At 45.1% G+C, this 21,100-nt stretch carries 17 protein-coding genes; 8 read left to right on the top strand and 9 right to left on the bottom strand.

Annotation, left to right across the window (positions count from 1 at the left end):
* The first annotated feature begins 11 nt into the window (after positions 1-11).
* The gene (locus tag R7P74_RS15075; RefSeq protein ID WP_005374556.1) at positions 12-2,126 is read left to right on the top strand and encodes a type I secretion system permease/ATPase; all 2,115 of its coding nucleotides are present in this window, start codon (positions 12-14) and stop codon (positions 2,124-2,126) included.
* Between the two features lie 493 nt (positions 2,127-2,619).
* Entirely contained in the window at positions 2,620-3,213 is a 594-nt protein-coding gene (locus R7P74_RS15070; protein ID WP_262635697.1) for a mechanosensitive ion channel family protein, read from the top strand.
* A 300-nt stretch (positions 3,214-3,513) separates the two neighbouring features.
* Here R7P74_RS15070 and R7P74_RS15065 read toward each other — a convergent pair whose 3' ends face one another.
* Complete coding sequence (locus R7P74_RS15065; RefSeq protein WP_017821886.1) at positions 3,514-3,852, bottom strand: hypothetical protein; 339 nt, start codon at positions 3,850-3,852, stop codon at positions 3,514-3,516.
* A gap of 231 nt (positions 3,853-4,083) precedes the next feature.
* Here R7P74_RS15065 and R7P74_RS15060 point away from each other — a divergent pair, with 231 nt between their 5' ends.
* Complete coding sequence (locus R7P74_RS15060) at positions 4,084-4,668, top strand: flavodoxin family protein (RefSeq protein ID WP_017635653.1); 585 nt, start codon at positions 4,084-4,086, stop codon at positions 4,666-4,668.
* Between the two features lie 63 nt (positions 4,669-4,731).
* On the opposite strand, the gene R7P74_RS15055 is transcribed toward R7P74_RS15060, so the two are convergent.
* On the bottom strand, positions 4,732-6,357 hold the full coding sequence (locus tag R7P74_RS15055) for an ABC transporter substrate-binding protein (protein ID WP_318122937.1): 1,626 nt from the start codon (positions 6,355-6,357) through the stop codon (positions 4,732-4,734).
* A 141-nt stretch (positions 6,358-6,498) separates the two neighbouring features.
* On the opposite strand from R7P74_RS15055, the gene mpaA reads away from it, so the two are divergent.
* Complete coding sequence (mpaA, locus tag R7P74_RS15050) at positions 6,499-7,209, top strand: murein tripeptide amidase MpaA (RefSeq protein WP_025768708.1); 711 nt, start codon at positions 6,499-6,501, stop codon at positions 7,207-7,209.
* Positions 7,210-7,228: 19 nt separating this feature from the next.
* On the opposite strand, the gene R7P74_RS15045 is transcribed toward mpaA, so the two are convergent.
* Positions 7,229-8,080 carry an SIS domain-containing protein gene (locus R7P74_RS15045; RefSeq protein WP_005383578.1) on the bottom strand — a complete coding sequence of 284 codons (852 nt, stop codon included), beginning with the start codon at positions 8,078-8,080 and terminating at the stop codon, positions 7,229-7,231.
* Positions 8,081-8,322: 242 nt separating this feature from the next.
* Between R7P74_RS15045 and murQ the strand changes: the two genes are divergently transcribed.
* The 3 genes from murQ to R7P74_RS15030 all read left to right on the top strand — a co-directional run bounded on the left by murQ (position 8,323) and on the right by R7P74_RS15030 (position 11,912).
* Positions 8,323-9,225 (top strand): N-acetylmuramic acid 6-phosphate etherase, encoded by a 903-nt coding sequence (murQ, locus tag R7P74_RS15040; RefSeq protein ID WP_005374524.1) that lies wholly within the window; start codon positions 8,323-8,325, stop codon positions 9,223-9,225.
* Between the two features lie 28 nt (positions 9,226-9,253).
* Positions 9,254-10,708: a PTS N-acetylmuramic acid transporter subunit IIBC gene (murP, locus tag R7P74_RS15035; RefSeq protein WP_005500182.1), complete on the top strand. Its 1,455-nt coding sequence runs from the start codon at positions 9,254-9,256 to the stop codon at positions 10,706-10,708.
* 148 nt (positions 10,709-10,856) lie between these two features.
* On the top strand, positions 10,857-11,912 hold the full coding sequence (locus R7P74_RS15030; protein ID WP_213905567.1) for a porin: 1,056 nt from the start codon (positions 10,857-10,859) through the stop codon (positions 11,910-11,912).
* 89 nt (positions 11,913-12,001) lie between these two features.
* Here R7P74_RS15030 and R7P74_RS15025 read toward each other — a convergent pair whose 3' ends face one another.
* Complete coding sequence (locus R7P74_RS15025; protein WP_042522286.1) at positions 12,002-12,667, bottom strand: peptidase E; 666 nt, start codon at positions 12,665-12,667, stop codon at positions 12,002-12,004.
* 37 nt (positions 12,668-12,704) lie between these two features.
* A complete protein-coding gene (locus R7P74_RS15020; RefSeq protein ID WP_318122936.1) occupies positions 12,705-13,616 on the bottom strand; it encodes a LysR family transcriptional regulator in 912 nt (303 codons plus the stop codon).
* Between the two features lie 88 nt (positions 13,617-13,704).
* Here R7P74_RS15020 and catC point away from each other — a divergent pair, with 88 nt between their 5' ends.
* A complete protein-coding gene (gene catC, locus R7P74_RS15015; RefSeq protein ID WP_213905571.1) occupies positions 13,705-14,364 on the top strand; it encodes a CatB-related O-acetyltransferase in 660 nt (219 codons plus the stop codon).
* A 55-nt stretch (positions 14,365-14,419) separates the two neighbouring features.
* Here catC and R7P74_RS15010 read toward each other — a convergent pair whose 3' ends face one another.
* From R7P74_RS15010 to R7P74_RS14995, 4 genes are all read right to left on the bottom strand, one after another.
* The gene (locus tag R7P74_RS15010; RefSeq protein ID WP_262653132.1) at positions 14,420-16,099 is read right to left on the bottom strand and encodes a DUF342 domain-containing protein; all 1,680 of its coding nucleotides are present in this window, start codon (positions 16,097-16,099) and stop codon (positions 14,420-14,422) included.
* 251 nt (positions 16,100-16,350) lie between these two features.
* Positions 16,351-18,378 carry a tRNA(Met) cytidine acetyltransferase TmcA gene (locus R7P74_RS15005; protein WP_318122935.1) on the bottom strand — a complete coding sequence of 676 codons (2,028 nt, stop codon included), beginning with the start codon at positions 18,376-18,378 and terminating at the stop codon, positions 16,351-16,353.
* 105 nt (positions 18,379-18,483) lie between these two features.
* Entirely contained in the window at positions 18,484-19,458 is a 975-nt protein-coding gene (locus R7P74_RS15000) for a ParB/RepB/Spo0J family partition protein (protein WP_005374504.1), read from the bottom strand.
* A gap of 7 nt (positions 19,459-19,465) precedes the next feature.
* A complete protein-coding gene (locus R7P74_RS14995; RefSeq protein ID WP_005374503.1) occupies positions 19,466-20,683 on the bottom strand; it encodes an AAA family ATPase in 1,218 nt (405 codons plus the stop codon).
* Between the last annotated feature and the right edge of the window lie 417 nt (positions 20,684-21,100).

Genomic DNA, 21,100 nt, shown 5'->3' with positions numbered 1-21,100 from the left:
GTTTATCAACGATGAAAGACCCTTTACTGAATTCGCTCATCTACGTTAGCCGTTACTATGGGTTAGCTAACTCGCCAGAAGCGCTAGTCAACGGACTACCGCTATCTGACGGTAAACTGACCCCATTTTTGCTACCAAGAGCAGCGGAAAGGGCCGGATTGGTTGCCAAGGAAAACCGCGCAGAGCTGGAGAGCATCTCCAGCCTAATTCTGCCGGCAATCTTAGTTCTTAAAGGCGGTGACTCTTGCGTTCTCAACAGCATCAATATGGAGAAACGCGAGGCCGAAGTCACCACCCTAGAAAGTGGAATGGTGCCGATCTCTATTCCATTAGAAGACCTACTTGAGCAATACACTGGTCGGTACTTTTTAGTTAAAAAGCAATTCCGTTTCGATGAGCGCTCTCCCGAAGTGCTCAAAACCAACGAAGGCCACTGGTTCTGGTCCACCTTGTGGCAGTCAAAACGCATCTACCGTGATGTTTTAATCGCATCACTTCTCATCAACCTCTTTGCGGTTGCCGCTCCGCTATTCACTCGCTTGGTGTACGACAAAGTGGTTCCGAATCTTGCGTTTGAAACCCTATGGGTACTAGCAAGTGGCATCTTTGTCGTGTTCCTGTTCGACTTCATTCTCAAGTCGCTGAGAAATTACTTCATTGATGTGGCGGGCAAGAAGTCTGACATTCTGATTTCATCCAAACTGTTCAGCAAAGTGATGGGGATTAGAATGGAATCGAAACCGCCTTCGGTCGGTGCCTTCGCTCGCCATTTACAAGAATTCGAATCTATTCGAGAGTTTTTTACTTCAGCGACCGTCAGTGCTCTCATTGATTTGCCTTTTGCCATTTTGTTCTTAGTGATTATATGGCTAATGGCTGGCGATCTTGTGTATGTACCGATGGTGGGCGTGGTCATTTTGATTATTCACTCGCTACTGATACAAGGGCCGCTGCGCCGCTCCATTGAGGAGGGTTCACGCCTAGCATCGCAAAAATATGCCAATTTGATAGAGAGCTTGGCTGGGTTAGAAACCGTAAAAATGCTCAGTGCGCAAAGCCAATTCCAATACCGCTGGGAAGAGGCAGTTGCGCACATGGCGAACTGGAATATAAAAAGCCGCCGAATTACGGATAGCATTCAAAACGCAGCAGGTTTTGTGCAGCAAAGTAGTAACGTAGGGATGATCATCCTAGGCGTTTACTTGATTGCAGAGGGCGACTTAACCATGGGTGGTTTGATTGCCGCAACCATGCTTAGCGGCCGCGCGATAGGTCCTTTGGTTCAGTTATCCTTACTCTCTACGCGCTACAACCAAGCGAAGTCTTCTATGACAATTATCAATCAAGTCATGGAAATGCCGGATGAACAAGAAGAAGGTAAACGTTACATTCACCGTCCAATAGTACAAGGCAAAATTGAACTTGAACGCGTGACCTTCCACTACCCAGATTCACCGGTGGCGTCGATTCGAGATTTGAGCTTGACCATTAACCCAGGCGAAAAAGTAGCGATCATAGGCCGTATCGGTTCGGGTAAAACCACGTTAGAGCGTCTCATCATGGGCTTGTATCAGCCGACGGAAGGTCATGTTCGCATTGATGATACCGACATCGCACAACTGCATCATGTCGACATTCGCCGTAATATTGGTTGTGTGCCGCAAGATTCGAATCTGTTCTTTGGTTCTATCCGCGACAACATTACGCTAGGTCGCCCATTAACCGATGACCGTGACGTACTAGACGCAGCGAATCGTGCCGGTGTTACTGCGTTTACGCAATCTGACCCAGCGGGCTTAGAACGCCAAGTTGGTGAAGGTGGTGCAATGCTTTCGGGTGGTCAACGTCAAGCAGTCACGATCGCTCGTGCATTTTTGGGTCGTCCTCCTGTTCTACTCATGGATGAACCAACCAGTGCGATGGATAACCGCTCAGAGATGCACATTAAGCATCAATTAGCACAGTTGAAACCTAGTGAAACGCTGATTCTGATTACGCATAAAACGTCTATGCTCGACATCGTTGATCGCGTAATTGTGATGGAAAAAGGCAGCATCATTGCAGATGGTCCTAAAGCGCAAGTGCTGAACGATTTGAAACAAGGCAAAGTGCGTGCGGTTAGCTAGCCTGAATTCACATTGATAAAAGACAAGGGCCCCGTTTAACTTGTGTTTAACGGGGCTTATTTTATTGTGAGCCCGAGATAATTAAGTTCTTCAAGCGCGACCCAAACGAGTACAAGGCCAACAATCACGAATAAAATCATAATCGCCTTTTCATCTTCTTCCATTTTTCAACGCCCTAAAAGCTATTTCAATTAATACACCTTAGGTTATCAGGACAAAAGTCATATTCAGCTCGTTTATAAGGAACTAGCGTCATAGAATGTCGGATATGGGATACAGCTCAAAGATTGCTCTTTTCAAAATCACGTCAGCTTTGGTTGAATATAAGTAATGAAGCCAAAGAGTTCGCAATGCTCACTAAGTCTTTGATTAACCAATATAGTACTCTGTGGTACCTCAACACAGAGACAAATGGTGTAAAGAAAAATTGTGATTACTTACAGCAAAAAATCAGCTATAAAAGCCGCTTTCTAGATATCGTCGAGATGAAGAAATGAATGATTGGATCCAATTAGAGCAAGTGAGCCAGTATTTCACTACGGGCTCCCTCGGTTACAAACTATTGATGGGCATTTTTGTCCTGATCGCGTATCGCATCCTGAAGAGGATTGTAAATAGAGCCATCCTAAATTTGGCAACAACGAAAGGTGTAAAAAAGGCTCGTTTGAGTTTTATTCAGCGCTGTTTCAATGTCGCGCTGCTATTTTTGACCGCCTCTATTTTTGCCATTATCACAGGTATTGGCTATGGCGATGTGTCTTTGTTCCTATCGTCCATTTTTGCCGTATTAGGTGTGGCGTTTATTGCGCAGTGGTCAATTCTGAGCAACATCACTGCCAGCTTTTTGATCTTTTTTGTCTTCCCATACCGAGTGGGTGACCGAATTAAAGTCGTAGACAAAGATGAAGACATCTGCGGTGAGATTCAAGAAATCAGCATGTTTCACGTGTTAATTAAGCACGACAACGGTAACTTGATCACTTACCCAAACAACCAGATTTTGCAAAAAGCAGTGCTAAAACTGGCGAAAAACAAGCTAGAGCCAAGTAAAGTAAAATCTCGGATTTATACTCGCAGAAAGAAATAACCCACTAAAAAGCCGATGTATCTACATCGGCTTTTTAGTATCACTTGGTGGTCACAAATAACCCAAAGTTAATGGCGAAAAACAGTGAAGAGACAAAACGTATAAGCTGAAGGTCACCACTGTATTCTTTCATGATAAAAACATGACACATCGCCGAAACCAAAAGCGCCACTTTAACCAAAGGAAGCTTCTTATTTACGAACCTTAAATAAATACAAAAAATAGAGATGGTGCAAGCAAAGAAAAAATCGCCACTAGTTCCATCTTCCTTAAAATACAAGGACATGGTTTTAGTTAAGCTTATATTTTTAGCTTCATTATGAGCCACCCACTAATATTTAGCGAGATAAGGGCATAAAAGAGGTAAAAAACAAGACTGACCGAAACAAAAAGTAGTGCATGCACTTTTTCTTCTAAGCTCTCTGGATGAACATTCATATCCACATCAAACACACCCGCTATAAAGTGTGCAAATACCGTGGAAGAGGCTGTAGAAAGGCCTCCTACCATAATGATAATAATCCCTCGCCTTAAGAAACGATGAAATGTACTTTTCCCGCCTTGGATCAGGTCTGAGTTTACATATTTTAATCTATTTTTCCGCCTATTAATCATCACTAGCATCGGTACCTTTATCATTGTTTCCAAGAGAGTTTTCTACATCTTTAAGATCTTCCTTTAACGCTTTTATACACGACATTCATCGTCGTTGCATTCACTGTAGTTATGCCGTCGACTTACCCTATAAGAAAGCTTTTTAGATACCAATTCGTACTTTATCTATCTCAAATCTCTTCTTGACCTCAACTTAGCTTGAGGTTTTAGCCTTAGTCGCACGATTAAAAATCAACAATGAAAAAAGGAACCATTGTGTCCAAAATTGCGATTATTTATTTCTCTAAAACCGACGTTACTGGTCAGCTTGCTCGCGCGATTGCCGCAGGCGTTGAACAACAAGGCATTAAGCAGCAAGATGACTGTGAAATCCTCTCTCACCGAATTGAAGGCAATGAGATTATTGAGGGACGTTTTGTGAACCCTAAACTAATGGATGAACTTGCTGAGTGTGATGCGATTATCTTTGGCTCACCGACCTATATGGGCGGTGTAGCAGCGCAGTTTAAAGCATTTGCAGATGCAAGCAGTGAATCTTGGTATTACCAAAAATGGGCGAGCAAAATCGCGGCTGGCTTTACCAGTGGTGGGGCAATGAATGGCGACCAATCTTGCACATTACAATATCTACAAACGCTCGCTAACCAACACGGCATGATGTGGGTCGGGTTGGATAAGATCAGCAATTCTGGGGAGCAAAACCTGAATCGTTATGGTGTACAAGGTGGTATTGTTGCACAAGGTGGTGAAGATGGTCAGTTGCATGCTTCTGATGTTGCAACAGCAGAGTATCTTGGCAAACGAGTCGCTATGCTCGTGAACAAGCTCTCCACTCGCTAACAATAAAAAGAAGCCCCGTAAGATACATCTTCGGGGCTTCATATTTATCGCTTGTTTTGAGCGCTACTTCTTGATGTAGAGGTCTTTCGAGTAGATACGACCTTCTACGTTGCTCTTGGCAAAACCGCCAACCGTAGGACGAACCAAACGCGCTTGCATGTAGTAGTAAATCGGTGCGATTGGCATATCCGCCGCCAACAATTGCTCGGCTTGATCATAGAAACCTTGGCGCGCTTTCTCATCGGTTGCGGCCAATGCACTGTTCATCGCGTTGTCGTACGCTTCATTGCTGTAACGTGCAAAGTTACCCGAAGAACCTGAGCGAAGTAAGCTCAGGAAAGTAGACGCTTCATTGTAATCACCACACCAGGAAGCGCGCATCACATCGAAATTGCCTTGTTTACGCGCCACTAAGTATGACTTCCACTCTTGGTTTTCTAACTCCACGTGTGCACCGAGATTTTTTTGTAGCATCGACGCTATCGCAACCGCGATCGATTTGTTTGCCTCACTGGTGTTGTACAGCAATTTAAAATCGAGCGGCTTGTCTTGGCTGTAACCCGCTTCTTTTAACAACTGACGCGCTTTCTCGTCACGTTGTTGCTGACTCCATTTACTATACTCAGGGGGCGTCGCATCAAAACCGGCAGTGTACTGATGCGCAAAGGTGTACGCAGGAAGGTTGCCCACTTGCGTGACACCATTCGTAATCACATCACGCATGATGGAGTACGACACCGCTTGACGCACTCGCGCATCATCAAATGGCGGACGAGTGGTATTGAACGAGTAGTAATACGTGCACAGTAATGGCACCACCGTGTAAGCCTGCTTGTAATCTTGTTTAAGCTTCTGCGCCATATGAGTCGGCACATCTGACGTTATATCCAGCTCTCCTGCCGCATAACGATTGATTGACGCGTTTTGGTTTTCAAACGGAATGTAAGTCACTTTGTTTAAATGCGTATCTGCGCTGTCCCAGTAACTTGGACTCTTAACCAGTTCAATGCGCTCATTCACGACCCACTTATCCAATGTGAATGCACCGTTGCTAACAAATTGGTCTTGATCACTCCACGGCTTGTCGCGGTTTTCCACTGTCGCTTGATGCACTGGCATCATGGACGTGTGCCCAGTCATAGCAACAAAGTACGGCACTTGACTGTCCAACTCAAAACGTAGGGTGTATTTATCCACTGCCTTGATACCGAGATCGTCCAAAGGCTTTTTGCCCTCTGCTACATCGGTGATGTTTTTGATCTTGGTGAGTTTGAGATACCAAACATTTGGAGAAGCGGTTTTCGGATCTACCGCTCGGCGCAGTGAATAGACAAAATCATCCGCTGTCACAGGCTCGCCATTCGACCATTTCGCGTCTTTGCGCAAGTGAAAAGTAAAGGTTTGGTTGTCGTTGGTTTCCCATGATTCTGCCACACCGGGAATAATGTTTCCGTCACGATCTTGAATCACAAGCCCTTCAAATAAGTCACGAATCACATGCATTTCTGGCAGACCTTCGGCTTTCGCTGGGTCAAGCGTCGCCGCCTCTGCGTCATTCGCACGTACTACATGCTGTTCTGCGGCAAGTTGAATGCCTTTAGGTAAGGTCTCCGCAGCAACTGATGTAGCAAGAAAAGGGGTGAATAAAGAGGAAATCAGCAACGCCGTTGAATGTTTTTTAAAATCCATATCGTTTTTCGTTCTCCTAACGCGTCTTGTGAAGCAAGTGCCACAATTAACATTTCAACCGTTGACGAGTTTAAACGGTTCAGTTTAGCTAGGTGTAATTAGCTTAGATATTGATACTACTTCATCAATCAGGAGATTACGGTGAGTCTAATTCCAAGAACGGAAAGAGCGGCATTTTTAATTCGGCCAACATCATACGGTCAATCCGTGCTTGGTGCGCCATTACTGTATTTTCCGGCTCAAGTCGAAAGTGCTTTGCGAGGTTTGATTTTGGCAGGCACTCACGGGGACGAGACGGCCTCGATTGCAGGTTTGTCCTGCGCGCTAAGAAGCTTGCCTGCTGAAAACTTACGACATGATGTGATTCTGTCAATGAATCCTGACGGCAACCAACTAGGCACACGCGCAAATGCAAACCAAGTGGATCTCAATCGCGCGTTTCCAACCCAAAATTGGACTGAGCATGGCACAGTGTATCGATGGAGCTCTCACACACCCGTTCGAGACGTACAGGTGAAAACTGGCACTAAAAACCAACTAGAGCCTGAAGTTAGCGCATTAATTAACTTGATTGAACTGCGCAAGCCAAAGTTTGTGGTGTCGCTTCATGAACCGCTTGCTTTTGTGGATGATCCCAAACATTCCGACCTTGCCAAATGGCTCGGCGAGCAGTTCCAACTGCCAATCGTGGACGATATCGACTACGAAACACCCGGCTCATTCGGCACTTGGTGTAGTGAACGTGATTTACCTTGCATCACGTTGGAATTGCCCGCGATTTCTGCCGATCTCACCATTGAAAAACATCTCTCTGCTTTTATTGCTTTGCTGAGGCACGATCCGGATCTTTAGTCCGCTGTTGGTTAAGCGATCATGTGAGGATCTGTTTGATGTCGGTACTGATATCGCTGATCAACTGACGGGCACTGTCGTCTCTTTGTTGAACCAAGATGATAAACAGCAAATCGGTGATCACGTTTTGCGCGGTACGCGAAGCAATGGATGAGCTGCGATGTTCCGTTTCATTGGCAATCGTATCAAACGTAATATCGGCAATACCGCGCAAGCGACTTCTTCCAGGCGCAGATAACGCAATCACCTTCGCGCCCTGCTCTTTTGCCGCTTCTGCCGCGACGAGAATTTCTTTGCGCTCACCCGAAAACGAGATTGCGATCTGAACATCTTCTGGAGAGAGCGTGCGGGCAACAGCAATCTGCACGTGGCTGTCTTGTTCAGAAAGCGCCGTAATACCAAGTTTAAGCAGTTTAAAGCTTAAATCCTTCGCGGTCAGTGCAGAGCCCCCAATCCCGACCACTTGCACTCGACGCGCTTCACTCAACCATTTCACCGCTTGGTGACACGCTTCGTAAGACAGCGTATTGGTAGTTTGAAACATAGCGTCGGTTTTCGCTTTCACCAGTTTCTGTGAAATTACCGCAATGGGGTCGTCAGCCAAAATATCACTGTGCAGCGGTGTCGACTGCATCGCATGCTTACGGCCAATCTCTTCATTCAAAGCTAACTTAAACTCGCTGTAACCTTTAAAGCCGATACGCTGAGTAAATTTCACAATGCTCGATTGACTCACTTTTACTTGCGCCGCAAGTTCTTGGCTGGTGAGCAGCGCCGCCTTTTCTGCGTTTTCAACAATCCAATCGCCAACCAAACGACCGCTTTGCGAAAGCTGAGTACGCCTCGCGACTATCCTATTGATAACTGACACAACAAAAACCTCAAAAATTTTAAATAAATTATTCCAAAACAGAAATAATAGGCGTTTGATTTAACCCCCTGATTATTCTAACCAAGACAGTTAATCCCGGATGTAATAGACGTATATTTTCTCTCATTATTCCAAATTTCTCCTGCATAAAGAATAACCTCAAGTGTGATTTTTATCACCAAACCTGAATATTTTATTCCATAAAATCGCCCTCAGATTGAACATTACGAAGAGTGCAAAACATGAAAATTGATTTAAGCAGATTGGTGACAGAAAGCCGTAACCCAGCCAGTGCCGAGATCGATACGCTTTCGACCATCGAGATGCTGCAAGTCATTAATGAAGAGGATCAAAAAGTCCCGCTCGCGGTAAAAGCGGTGCTACCACAAATTGCAGAGACAGTTGACGCAATTACCCAAGCTTTTGCAAATGGTGGCCGTTTAATTTACATGGGAGCTGGTACGTCAGGTCGCTTAGGCATTCTTGATGCGAGCGAGTGTCCTCCTACCTACGGCACGCACCCAGATATGGTGATTGGCTTAATTGCTGGTGGACATCAAGCGATTTTAAAAGCGGTAGAAAACGCAGAAGACAACGCGAAAATGGGCCAAGACGACTTAAAAGCACTTCACCTCTCCAAGAATGACGTGGTTGTAGGCATCGCTGCAAGTGGCCGTACACCTTATGTGCTAGGTGGTTTGGAGTACGCTAAATCCATCGGAGCCACGACCGCATCTATCGCTTGTAATCCAGAATGTACCATGGCAGAAGCGGCCGACATCGCGATTCTGCCGATAGTTGGCGCAGAGGTTGTCACTGGATCTTCTCGCATGAAAGCCGGCACCGCACAAAAACTGGTGCTAAACATGCTCACGACAGGCGCAATGATTCGTAGCGGTAAGGTATTTGGCAACTTAATGGTGGATGTAGAAGCCACTAACGCCAAGCTCATCCTACGCCAAACCAACATTGTTGTGGAAGCAACCGACGCATCAAAAGAAGAAGCAGAGCGAGCATTAAATGCCTGTGGTCGCCACTGCAAAACCGCCATCTTAATGATTTTGGCCGATTTGGATGCCGAACAAGCCAAATCACGCCTCGCCGCGCACAACGGCTTTATTCGCGCAGCACTAAATAATAATTAAATAATCCGAGTTCTGAAGGATAGACCCTATGGCAAAAATAACTTCAAACACAGTATCGCAGTTGCTGTCCGCAGTGGGTGGCAGTAGCAACGTAAGCAAATGTGGTAACTGTATGACGCGTTTGCGTTTATCGCTCGCCAACAATGGCTTGGCTGATCAATCAGTTATCAAGCAAATTCCCGGCGTAATGGGTGTGGTGGAAAGCGATGAGCAGTTTCAGATCATTCTCGGTCCTGGAAAAGCTCAACAAGCGGCTGAGATGATGAATCAACTGATCGACAGCTTAACCTCTGGTGACAGTGAAGAACCAGATATGCCGCAACAAGATCTTTCTGCCGTCGCGGCCGAGCAGAAAAAACAGATGAAGAGCAAACAAACCAGTGCAGTTCAGCGTTTTTTAAGCAAGTTTGCCACCATCTTTACGCCGTTGATCCCTGGCTTTATTGCCGCTGGTTTGTTGCTAGGTTTTGCGACGTTATTGGAACAGATGTTTGTTCTCGACCAGACACCAAGCCAGTTTATGTTGGATTTGATTGCCTACATGAAAGTCTTTGGTAAGGGTCTGTTTGCTTTCTTAAGTATTCTGATTGGTTACAACGCGCAGCAAGCGTTTGGCGGCTCTGGTGTTAATGGTGCCATTCTCGCCTCTTTGTTTGTGCTGGGTTACAACCCAGAGGCTACATCCGGCATTTACTCTGGCATGAACGAGTTTTTCGGCTTTGCGATTGATCCGCGCGGCAACATTATCGGCGTACTTTTAGCAGCGATCATCGGTGCACAAGTCGAGCGTAAGGTTCGTCAATACATGCCAGATGATCTGGACATGATCTTAACGTCCGTTATCACTCTGTTGATCATGGGTGCGGTAACCTTCTTGATCATCATGCCAATCGGCGGCGAGCTGTTTAAAGGGATGTCTTGGTTGTTCCTCAACTTAAACGATAACCCATTAGGCGCTGCAATCTTGGCAGGTTTGTTCTTAATTTCTGTGGTATTTGGCATCCACCAGGGTTTTGTTCCAGTGTACTTCGCATTGATGGAAGCACAGGGCTTTAACTCGCTGTTTCCTATCCTAGCGATGGCTGGTGGCGGTCAGGTTGGCGCGTCAATGGCGCTGTATTTCAAAGCCAAAAAAGACGCTCTACTGCGTACTCAAGTTAAAGGCGCTATTATTCCTGGTCTTCTAGGTATTGGCGAACCATTGATTTACGGCGTGACATTACCACGCGTAAAACCATTCGTTACCGCTTGTATTGGTGGCGCTGCGGGCGGCTTCTTTATCGGCTTAGTTTCTTACCTTGGCTTACCAGTTGGTCTTAATACGGTGTTTGGCCCATCCGGTATCGTGGCGATTCCTCTCATGACATCAGAAAATGGCATCTTCCCAGGCATGATGGTGTTTGTTGCTGGCCTGCTTATCTCTTACATCGTCGGCTTCCTCGCGACTTACTTCTTTGGCTGCAAAGACGTCGATTTAAGCTAAATCATTCTTCCCCTATAGGAATGGACTAGCTCGCGCCCTTGGCAAACAAGGGCGCACCCTCTCTCTACTTCACGACAATTTTTCTTATTCCGTTACTCGGAAGGGGCTTTGTCGTACCTAAAACAATAGAAATGAAAGGTCGTTAATCATGAAAAAGCACATTTTGACTCTACTTCTCCCTACATTGATGGCATCAAACGCAATGGCAGCGCAGCTGTATCAAGCGGAAGATGGGTCAGTTTTAAATATTTACTCTCGTCTTGGTTTCAATGTCACCAGTAAAAATGACGAGCACGGCGATGCAAATGGCGAGTTTGATGGTCGTATTGGTTTAAACGGTTCACAAACCATCAACGAGTACGCGTCGATCATCGGCCAAGCGCAATACCAAGTGGGTGCAGCTGAATACGCAAACCAAGTAAACGACAAACCGTCTCTGACCGCGCGTTATGTATGGGCGGGGATTGATGCGAAAGATTATGGTCGCATTACAGGTGGTCGCGTGGCATCTGGATTGATTATGTTTACCGACATTGGTGATGTATTCGCCTCTTCCGATGTTTCTATGGCGCGCCAAGCGAATAAAGTCGACAAAACCGCGACGCAAGTTTTCCGTCAAGATGGCACGCTACAATACCAAAACAGCCTAGGTAATTTCGATTTTTCTGTCGCGTACATTTTAGGAAACAACACTTCTGAGCTCGACTACGGTTACAACACTGCACTGCGTTATACGCTAGATATGGGAAGTTTGGGTACCTTGGCACCAGTGGTGGCGATGCAGAAGAATAAAGGTGATGCACGTGAAAGCAACGACACCGATTACACATTCTGGGGCGCAGGTACGCGTTACTACCTAGGTGATTTGATGTTGGGTGCGTTGTACTCGGAAGATGAACTAGAGGGCTATTACTCACAAACCAGTACCGACAAAGTGATGGAACTAACGGCGGTTTACAGTGTAAATGACAAATGGGTACTGCGTGCTGGTTATCGTTCTTTAGAAAACAGTGATGGTGACGAGCTAGAGCTGAAAGATACAACGCTAGAAGTGCAATACAAACTGACGCCTCGTTCTTCTATCTACACAAACTACGTTGATCGTAACGGCTCGCGTGGCTACAGCAATGGACAAGAAGTCTCATTTGGCGGTGCGCACGCAGACGAAAGCTACTACCACTTAGGTCTACGTTACGAGCTGTAAGCACGATACTTAATGTAAGTTAGCTGAATCCATGAGCTTCTTCTGTGTCCGGTCAGTAGTTATTGCCTTTAATGCTGATTTGAAGAAGCTCACCCTCGCCATATGTTTTCTTCGTTACCTGTTTTAACCAATACGCCTGCATCAGGGAAGCTGGTGACAGTAGCTAACAATTTTCCATCAACAAAGTGCAATGCCGCATAATCGTGAATGCCATAACAAGTGATGCTCGGTTGAGAACGAGCAAAGGCTTGGAAAACCTCGAACTTCTCACCTACATGAGAAAAATGCGCCGCAGCCAAACCGTCAATAAATCCAAGACAACGCATAACTTGGTATGCTTCGGGATCACTGTCTGTCACCGCAAACTCAAACCAACAAATTGCACCTGCGCTCATGCCACAAATGATGATGCCTTGTTCATAACACTGCTTGAGTATTCTATCGATTCCCCATTCGCGCCAAATGGCCAACATCGAACGCGTATTACCGCCACCTACGTAAATGATGTCTTGTTCAAATAGCGTTTCTTTCCAACCAGCTTCAAACTTAAACAGCGGAAAATGGGTCACGTTTTCACTAAGCTTCGCATCGTAAAAACGTTCAATCACTTCATCGGCATCTCCCGTGGCTGTAGGTAGAAAACAAATGTTTGGATTCTCCTTACCAGACAAAGACAAAATGTATTGATCGAGCGGGCTCGGATTCTCTCCCATCATCCAGCCCCCACCGCCAATCGCAATACAGTGTTTTCGCATTCCTTTGCTTCCTCTATTGTCACTAAGTTTGCTGTTGCTACTCGCCGACAGAATATATGTTCCTAAAGTGTTCGATGAACGCTCGCGTTCTTCTTGGTAAGTGCTCACGTTTTGGGTAAAGCAGATAAAGCGGCAAAATCGCATCCGTTTGCCATTCTGGTAGTAAGATCACGAGTTTTTCTTTTTGTACAGGTTCGAGTTTAGCCAGTGCAAATTCATCTAGCATGGCTACACCACAGCCCGCCAAAGTAGCATCCAACATGGACTGGACAAGATTAAAACTCAGCATACTTTCTAACTCAATGCTGCACTGCTGTTGAGTTTGCTTATGCCTAAACGTCCACTTATCTAACACCAAGTCGCGACTTTTATAAAGGATGTGCTCTAAGTCACCAAGATCCTCTGGCGTACTTACATTTGGTTTATCAGCTAAATACGAGCGATGAGCGATCGGTTTACAGTGTAAAGTGCGTAGCTGATGGCCGACGTATCCCTCTGGAGGAGTATCGGTAAAGTAGAATGCGATATCAAACCCAGCCTCAATCAAGTCGAGAGGTGTCTCTGTGAAGATCACTTCGACGCTCACTTGTGGATGTTGCAATCGAAACTCGATCAATGTTTGGCTGAGTAACGCAGCTCCGAAAGAAGCGGACGCCGCTATTCTCAATTTTCCCGATACGATCTCGTTTGCCATGACTTGCTCATTGATCTGCTCAGCGCCTTCGAGCAGTTGCTTTACCTGCTGATAAAATCGCAAACCATCGTAGGTCAAATTAAACTGGCGCGTAGTTCGCTGAATAAGCTGCACCGACAATAAGTCTTCAAGCTGTTTAAGTTGCCGACTTACATGCGCATTCGAACAATTCAGTCGCTTTGCTGCACCAGCAATACTCCGTTCCTCACACAAAGCGACGTAAAGTGGTACGTAGCTGAGCCATTTTATTTCCATACAGTAATTCTGAATCTCTAAAATCAAACTACTGGAAATAATAGAAAGCCTCTAAACTCTGTACAACCTAAATTTGAAAGGATGAGTTATGAGTGTTTTCGACACGTGGTTAAAAGGTCAAGTCATTAAAGATCACATCACTAATCCCAATATCATCGTTGGCGATTACAGCTATTACTCGGGCTTCTATCATCAAAAAAGCTTCGAAGAGCAAGCGGTACGCTACTTGTTGGGTGACCCCGTCACACTTCAAGAATGGCAAAGTAGAGAACCCGATAGCATCGACAAATTAATCGTTGGCAAGTTTTGTTCCATCGCTTCTGGAGCCACTTTCATGATGGCAGGAAACCAAGGTCATCGCATTGACTGGATTTCGACCTTCCCCTTCTCTCCTGAAGAATTTGGAGAAGGCGTACAAGACGGTTTCGAGCGTGCCGGAGACACAGTGGTGGGAAATGATGTTTGGATTGGCAGTGAGGCGATGATCATGCCCGGAGTAAACATCGGTGATGGAGCCGTCATCGGAGCACGCACCGTAGTGACGAAAGACGTGCAACCTTATTCGGTAGTGGTTGGAAACAACCAAGTCGTACGTCAACGATTCAGCGATAAAGAGATTGAAACTCTACTCAATATCCAATGGTGGAACTGGCCAATAGAACACATTAAACAAGCAATGAAAGTAATGTGTAGCAGCCAAGTGGGTGCGCTTGCGGACTACTATCAAGAGCACATTGTCGATTTGTAGATAAAAAAAGCCCACACATCTTGTTGCGACGTGTGGGCTCAGTGAGTAAGAAAGCTTAAACCGCAGCGACGTCCTCTTCTTCCAAGTTCGCCGAGACTTTAATTTCGTATTGATTGAAACGGAACGAACAACCGCCATGAGTGCGCTTTGTCGTTACTTGTTCGTCGCCAAACTGCACCGTCACGCGTGTGAAGACACGCTCTTTGGCTTCGACAATATTTTCTTCTAACGCGACTTCAAAGTCATGTTCCGTTTGTTCTAGCTTTTGCTTTATCGCTTCAAGCTGCTCGTTGTTTTGTGTTTTCATCACGTCAATCTGAGCTTGTTCTTCGTCGGTACGTTCGGCTTTAGGACGTTTCTTAAATTCGAGCTCTTTACGAATCACATCCATCGTTCCTTCTTGAGCGCGTTTGTATTGATCTTTGAGCTCTGCTAATCGCTCCTTAAATGCAGAATAGCGCGCGAACGCTTCTACCTTAGTGGCGGTGTCGCCTTCTACGCCCAATTGTAAGCACACCACCTTGTCACCGACTTTTGCATCTCCGCCGCTGAGCGTACCGTTCCTACCGTTCGCATCCAGCACCGTCAGATTGCGCCCACAAACAATATCGTTATTCATGCTGTGCACCGCCAACTCAATATCTTCGCCGGCTTGCAAATCACAATATTGGGCGTAGCTGGCACGAATCGAACCTTTGGCTTTGACGTGACAACTCTTTGGCTGGCCATCACTCACGGTGTGGCCAATGATCCCTTTACCAACTTGAATGTCGTCTTGCGCTTGTACTTCAGCCGATTCAATGAAGCCGCCTACAGTAATAGAGCCCGTCGCTTTAACAATCATTCCGGATTCGATGTTGCCACCGATAATCACATTCCCTTTGAATTTCACGTGGCCTGTATTCACGCCAACGCTATTGAGACAGAGTGCGTTATCAACTTCGATGGTTTTGTCTTTAATCAGAGGCGTACCGGATACCGATGCAATCAATAGGTTTGGGTCTTGCTTGCTTATCTCAGTGCCTTTGCCCGGCTTCATTGGGCTGTCTTTTCCGGCTTGCGGAGGAATCACTCGCCCTTGAACAGTAAAGCCAGGCGTGCCTTTGGTCGCAGGCGTGCGGCGCATCACCTCATCGCCTACGTCAACCGCGATAGTTTCACCGAGGTTACGTAAATCAATTTTGTCGCTAGCAGATTGGCCGTCTTTGGGTTTGAGGATGCGTTTGGTGATGTCTTTAACAAGAGGAGTAAAAAGAGCGTCTTTGCCTTTGATAGGTTGCTTACCAACCGCTACAGGTTGAGAAAAAGTTTCGCCAGGTTTGAGCTGAGTGCTGACAACCAACACTTTCTTCAAAGCCAGTTTGTTGATGCCTTTCGAAACTCGCGCTTGAGCAAGAGCTTGAACAATCTCGGGGCCACGTAAACCTCGGCCTCCGTACGCACCGACAACGTTCATACTGGCGAGCATGTCATTATTCGACAATTCGACCTCAACTTGTGCGTTGCGTTTTTCTGCAATGACGATGCCTTCGTAAGCTTCAGCTTTACGTTCTTTGGCGCAGTTAATGAACCTAACGACTTCCCCCTCTACAATAAACATCTTTTCAGCGTTCATTGCGACGAGCTGCTCGTTTAATTCATTTTGATTTAGCTCACCACCGAGATCCACTTCACCCGGAAGACGGGCTATCACCTTGATCTTATCTTCAGATAACTCAAGACACAGCTTCCACATACCCTTACCACTTTGCTTCCCATCAACACTTTCAGTCTAACCAAATCCGTTTTCTGAACAAACCTCGCATTTCTTATTATAGGGCTCACGTCACTAAAGAAAGTAATCCATCAATAACGGTTAAACAGGATATTAAGAGAAAACTCGATTTAGCCTAAGGCTCAATCAAAATACACGCTGAAACAAAAAGGAGCTGGATTTACAGTGTAAAATCAGCTCCCAATAATTTCATTTACAGTGTAAATTTCCCTTTATTGTTTACAGTGTAAATCGCTCCAAATGTGTCTTACTTCGTCCCTTAACTGCTGCTCAACTTGCCTTCTTCCAGGTAAACCAAATTGCTGAGCACATTCAGTCCAACTACGGTTAAGAAAAAGCTTACTAATCATCAAGTCGGAAGCAGAGTTCAAACCTAAATTAAGTAACCACTGTTGAAGCCACACAGACACAGACTCATAACTGTTACCACCATCAGCATAACATTCAATTAGTAATAACTTAGCGGGATGAAGTGGACTCATTCCCAAAGGTTGCGGCAATAGAGCTCGAAAAATAGGGGCTTCTAATTTTGGATAGACGTCAGCCACATTGTTAGACAACATTTCTTCAAATAGCGCCTGAGATTGGTCGACCCAAGCCGTCTGTTGGGAATCACAAGGTTTGACCATCAAGACTGAATAACAACCGCTAGCAGCATCGCGCATTGACCCTAAACGAATTGCACGGAAGTTCGATTGTAGCCAGAAATGGACCAACTCTTCCGTCGCACCGAAACTCGTGGATAAGTAAGCAATGTGTTTAGCCGCCATTTGATCAAGTTGCTGCAGCATTTTTTGACCGATGCCTCTTCCTTGCAATTCCGGATGAACAGCAATTCTCATGACTCGCAGCGTCGATAGATTCGCGACATTCGGAAATCCTAGGTGGTTTGCAATCGTAACTGGGGCTAAGTGTCCTTTAGGACGACGCTTACCAAGCTGAATTTCTTCAACCAATTCAGCGTCAAGCCCACCCTCTTCGACCGCTAATATTACCCCCACAACCGCATTATCTTGCTTAGCAAAATAGAGCTGACTGTTGTCGTCTTGCAAAAGGTGAATCAAATCATTCGGCGAGGTCTGATAATGAGCATTCACCAAAAGAGCGAAGCACTCACGCAGCAAACTAGGCTGCGATATCAAATTTTTCTTATCGGCTTTAGAAAGGGAAATTGAGTCGACCTGTTTAAGTTGATGGTGCGTTAACTCCGCATCCAACAAAAACGCGTCATAGAGCCATGATTCAAGCGCATCATTCATGCTCCAGCGGATGGGCTGTGTCATGTGCCATGTTTTCATTCCCGAACGCTGTTTCTGAAGCCAATCAACAAATTTAATCGTAAAGCCCCGGCCACAACCTTCATAACCGTGAATAGTCGTAGAAAAAACGAGTCGATGATAATGTTCGGTAATGCTTTTGAGCATAGGAACTGGAGTTGCAGCCGCTTCATCGACAAGTAACAAATCACATTCAGGTCGACTCAATAATAGTTCATCTGGAGCAATAAATTGAATGGCTCCCTGCCCTGATTCTAATCTGTCCTTCTTAATACGCTGTGCGCTAGGGAGTAAACGTAAAGCATGTTGGTAAACAGGCTCAACGGCTTTTATAGATGGTGCCGTAATTAAGATTCTAAGCGGCTTCTGCTGTAATAAGTTCGCACACGCAATTCCGAGGGCACTTGTTTTTCCACGTCCACGATCAGCGGTCAAAATTAATGGTCGCTTTCGATGTCCTGTCACCACCTTTTCAATTAGAGAAATGGCATGTTCTTGTTCCGTGTAGTGGCTTTCTTTTTCTGCTTGCTTGATGTCTGGAGCCGTTGGCAATGGTTTGTCTTGCTCAATAACAACGAGCTTCTCCCATTGTTTGTGCATCCATTGCTGAGCAAAATTCGCATTTTGTCGCAGCTCAGTAATGACAATAAGAAAACCGCCGCCAACCAATGAGCCAAGCGCGGCGGTAAAACTATTGGCGTCAAAGCCATTTCGAGCATCAAACAATAGAACGTCACACTCTCTGCCTAGCAACATGTGCCCTTGTTTAGACGAAACACTGGATACGTTTTTCAAACCAAAATAACCAACAGAAAACCAACGTTGATGGCGCTGCGTTTTATGGAACTCTGACATCAACGCATTTTGCCAAGAAGCCTCCCCTTGAATGACAACACCAATCCTTTGGAAAGATTGGTGAGCTTGATGTTGAAGTGATGAAAGGAAATCAGATTGTGTCTGCATTTTGTCTATCCAACGTTGAACTGACGCAATGGTATCACATCTTTAATTTGACGCTTCTCAGATATAAAAAAACCGCCCGGAGGCGGTTGATTCAATCATCATTTGTTATTGCAGTTTGGTTTGTACAAACGCAAGAATCTCTTCCATTAAGCTGTCGTCAACTTTCTTCAAGTTCAACGCCAGGCTGCTACCTTTTCGGCTATAGCTTGCTCGACCTTTAACTAAGTCGACTTTTTCCGTCTTCTTACCAGGTTTTGCTGGTGCAAGTTCAGTAATCCAATTTTCGATGCTTTCCGTGACTTCTTTTGTCAGACGAGCAACGCCTTGAGCAGTGCTTCGCTGCCATAAAAACCCTTCGCTAGAGCGACATTTATCTAACAGCTCTTGCTGCTGCTCTGGCGTTAGCGTTGAAAACTGTTTGTGCAGTTTCACGATTGTTGGGCGACCGAGATCGCCAACATTCGGATACGCTTGAAGCAGTTCTAACGGTAATGCTGCGGCTTTTAAAGCGCCACTTACCAACGCTTCACTGCACTGGAACATTTTTGCCAATGCTTTCTGATCCTCAGCTTCACCACTATCAAGCTTAGCCTGCATCTCTTTCCCTTTTTCATATAAAGAGAGCGGCTTGTGAGCATTTGCCACATCAGACAAAAACTTAGCATGGTCAGTATTAATGTTGTCAGCAACATAAACCAAAAAGTCTTGTTCAGCGAGGATACAAGACATGCGACGACGGCTACCATCTAAAACTTCAATCTTGCCATCTTCAGTTCTACGACCCACTGCTGGATATTGTTGGCCACGCTCTTTGAGTGTGACTAAAACATCAGATAAAGCATGTTCGTTTAAGAACGATTGCTCACGAGCGTTATCAACAAATACTGTTGTTTCTGTCGCAACTTTATTTGCAGGAATACGCACAAGTTCAAACTGAACAATATTTTCACCTGCAACTGCTAGTTCAATCGTTTGAGCTTTCTCTTTTGCCGCAGTTTGCGCCTCTTGCGGAGTCACAACACGACGCTTATTCGTTTTGCCAAATAATTTCGCGTTTAATTCAGACGTTTTCAAAGCCATTTACTTATTACCCCTGATTCAATGACGGCCAATTAGAGTGCAGCACACGCTCTAATTCCAGTGCGCTTTTATGAACAGCGTCTTGCGCGGTAGCTAGTGTCTTCTTACCGCCTTCAAAATCGCTTACTGTCAGATCAAATACTGTGCTGTAGGTATCGGCACAGGTTTCAAACGCACGGCTACGAGGAATAGTAGCCATCATAACTTGGTCACCTAGAAGATAGTTCATTTCAGTTAAAACAGAAACTTGCTTCTTATTGTCGTCCTCAAACATGGTTGGCATCAAGCGAACAAACTCAAGACCATTCCAGTCCTCCGGGAACATTTCATATACCGTAGGCAAATGCTGGAAGAAGTTTACTGTTGAAGCCCAGTCCAGACGCTTAGCCGCACAAGGAATTAGCAAGGCATTTGATGCATACATCGCATTCCATACTAATGGGTCAACGTGTGGACCGGTATCAATCATAATGATATCGAAGTCATCAGCAATTTTATCAATCAGTTGCTCTTTCAGCAGACGGACGATATCGAGTGATGGGTCTTCAGATAGCGTTTGCCATGCTTCCGCATTAAACATCGCGTCTTCTGGAAACGCTGAAATCGACTTTAAGTTCGGATATTGCGTTGGCAGCAATACGTTTTTACGTAAAAATTCACTGTCAATTTCCACACCATCAGGCACGTTACCCAACATAATGTCTACCGCAGAATAGATATTATCATGCTCTGCCATGCTGATTTGCGGGTTGAGGAATAAACGTAGCGAGCCTTGTGGGTCTAAGTCGATTAAACAAATACGGTATCGTTTATCCAAATTTAGCGCTAAACATGCTGCTAAATGAACCGCGGTCATTGATTTACCTGTACCGCCCTTTTGGTTCTGCACATTAATAATCCAAGGTTTGTTACCTGAATTCTTTTTACGCTCATGAAATTTAGGCACTTCAGCCGCATCCATGAGCATGTGTGCTTCTTCTAACGTAATTGAATAATGATTCGCGTTGTTTTTGGTAAATTGATGCCCAGCGGCTTCCATTTTACCAATCGCGTCGTCGAGCTTACGGCGAGTTAGACCAGAACGGGTTTCCATCATCGCTTTCGACATTGGTGGGAAGTAGTTATCGCTTCGCTCTTCTAAAACAATTTCAATACGGTCAGCTTGAACCTGCTGAGTCAGCTCCGCTAACTCAAGAAGGTTTTCAATCGTTTTTTCTCTTTTCATGCCAAATTCCGTTGGAAGGATTTATAATTGCAATTGTACAGCAGTAAAGACCAAAAACAACAAAAAGGTGCACAAACATTTTGAATAACCATCACATAAAAAAACACCCAAATCGACGCTTTTATGATTTATGGTCAAAAAGATAACTATTTTTAATCAAATAATCTTCTCATAAGTGGACACCTAAACTTAAAAATAAAAAGTGTTACAGCGTCACTCATTTACAATGTAAATCAATTTTCTACCGGAACGATTATAATCTTAAGCTAAATTACGGATTATGTTAGACCAACCTAATTTAAACGAAAAATAGTAAGTAATATCGGAACAATAAAGACCTGAACACCTTGATCATGTCTCCGAACAAAATAGGGCAGTTCTAGCGAAACATCTATGGAAGTATGATCAAGGTATACT

The organism is Vibrio sp. 2033 (assembly GCF_033339735.1).
This window is presented reverse-complemented; position numbering and strand designations above follow the sequence as displayed.

Coding starts and splice junctions, on each gene's coding strand:
- murP (WP_005500182.1), top strand. CDS start 9,254: ATGGCAAAAATAACTTCAAACACAGTATCGCAGTTGCTGTCCGCAGTG.
- R7P74_RS15020 (WP_318122936.1), bottom strand. CDS start 13,616: ATGGAAATAAAATGGCTCAGCTACGTACCACTTTACGTCGCTTTGTGT.
- R7P74_RS15075 (WP_005374556.1), top strand. CDS start 12: ATGAAAGACCCTTTACTGAATTCGCTCATCTACGTTAGCCGTTACTAT.
- R7P74_RS15055 (WP_318122937.1), bottom strand. CDS start 6,357: ATGGATTTTAAAAAACATTCAACGGCGTTGCTGATTTCCTCTTTATTC.
- R7P74_RS14995 (WP_005374503.1), bottom strand. CDS start 20,683: ATGAAAAGAGAAAAAACGATTGAAAACCTTCTTGAGTTAGCGGAGCTG.
- R7P74_RS15010 (WP_262653132.1), bottom strand. CDS start 16,099: ATGTGGAAGCTGTGTCTTGAGTTATCTGAAGATAAGATCAAGGTGATA.
- R7P74_RS15030 (WP_213905567.1), top strand. CDS start 10,857: ATGAAAAAGCACATTTTGACTCTACTTCTCCCTACATTGATGGCATCA.
- catC (WP_213905571.1), top strand. CDS start 13,705: ATGAGTGTTTTCGACACGTGGTTAAAAGGTCAAGTCATTAAAGATCAC.
- murQ (WP_005374524.1), top strand. CDS start 8,323: ATGAAAATTGATTTAAGCAGATTGGTGACAGAAAGCCGTAACCCAGCC.
- R7P74_RS15025 (WP_042522286.1), bottom strand. CDS start 12,667: ATGCGAAAACACTGTATTGCGATTGGCGGTGGGGGCTGGATGATGGGA.
- R7P74_RS15000 (WP_005374504.1), bottom strand. CDS start 19,458: ATGGCTTTGAAAACGTCTGAATTAAACGCGAAATTATTTGGCAAAACG.
- R7P74_RS15065 (WP_017821886.1), bottom strand. CDS start 3,852: ATGATAAAGGTACCGATGCTAGTGATGATTAATAGGCGGAAAAATAGA.
- R7P74_RS15070 (WP_262635697.1), top strand. CDS start 2,620: ATGAATGATTGGATCCAATTAGAGCAAGTGAGCCAGTATTTCACTACG.
- R7P74_RS15005 (WP_318122935.1), bottom strand. CDS start 18,378: ATGCAGACACAATCTGATTTCCTTTCATCACTTCAACATCAAGCTCAC.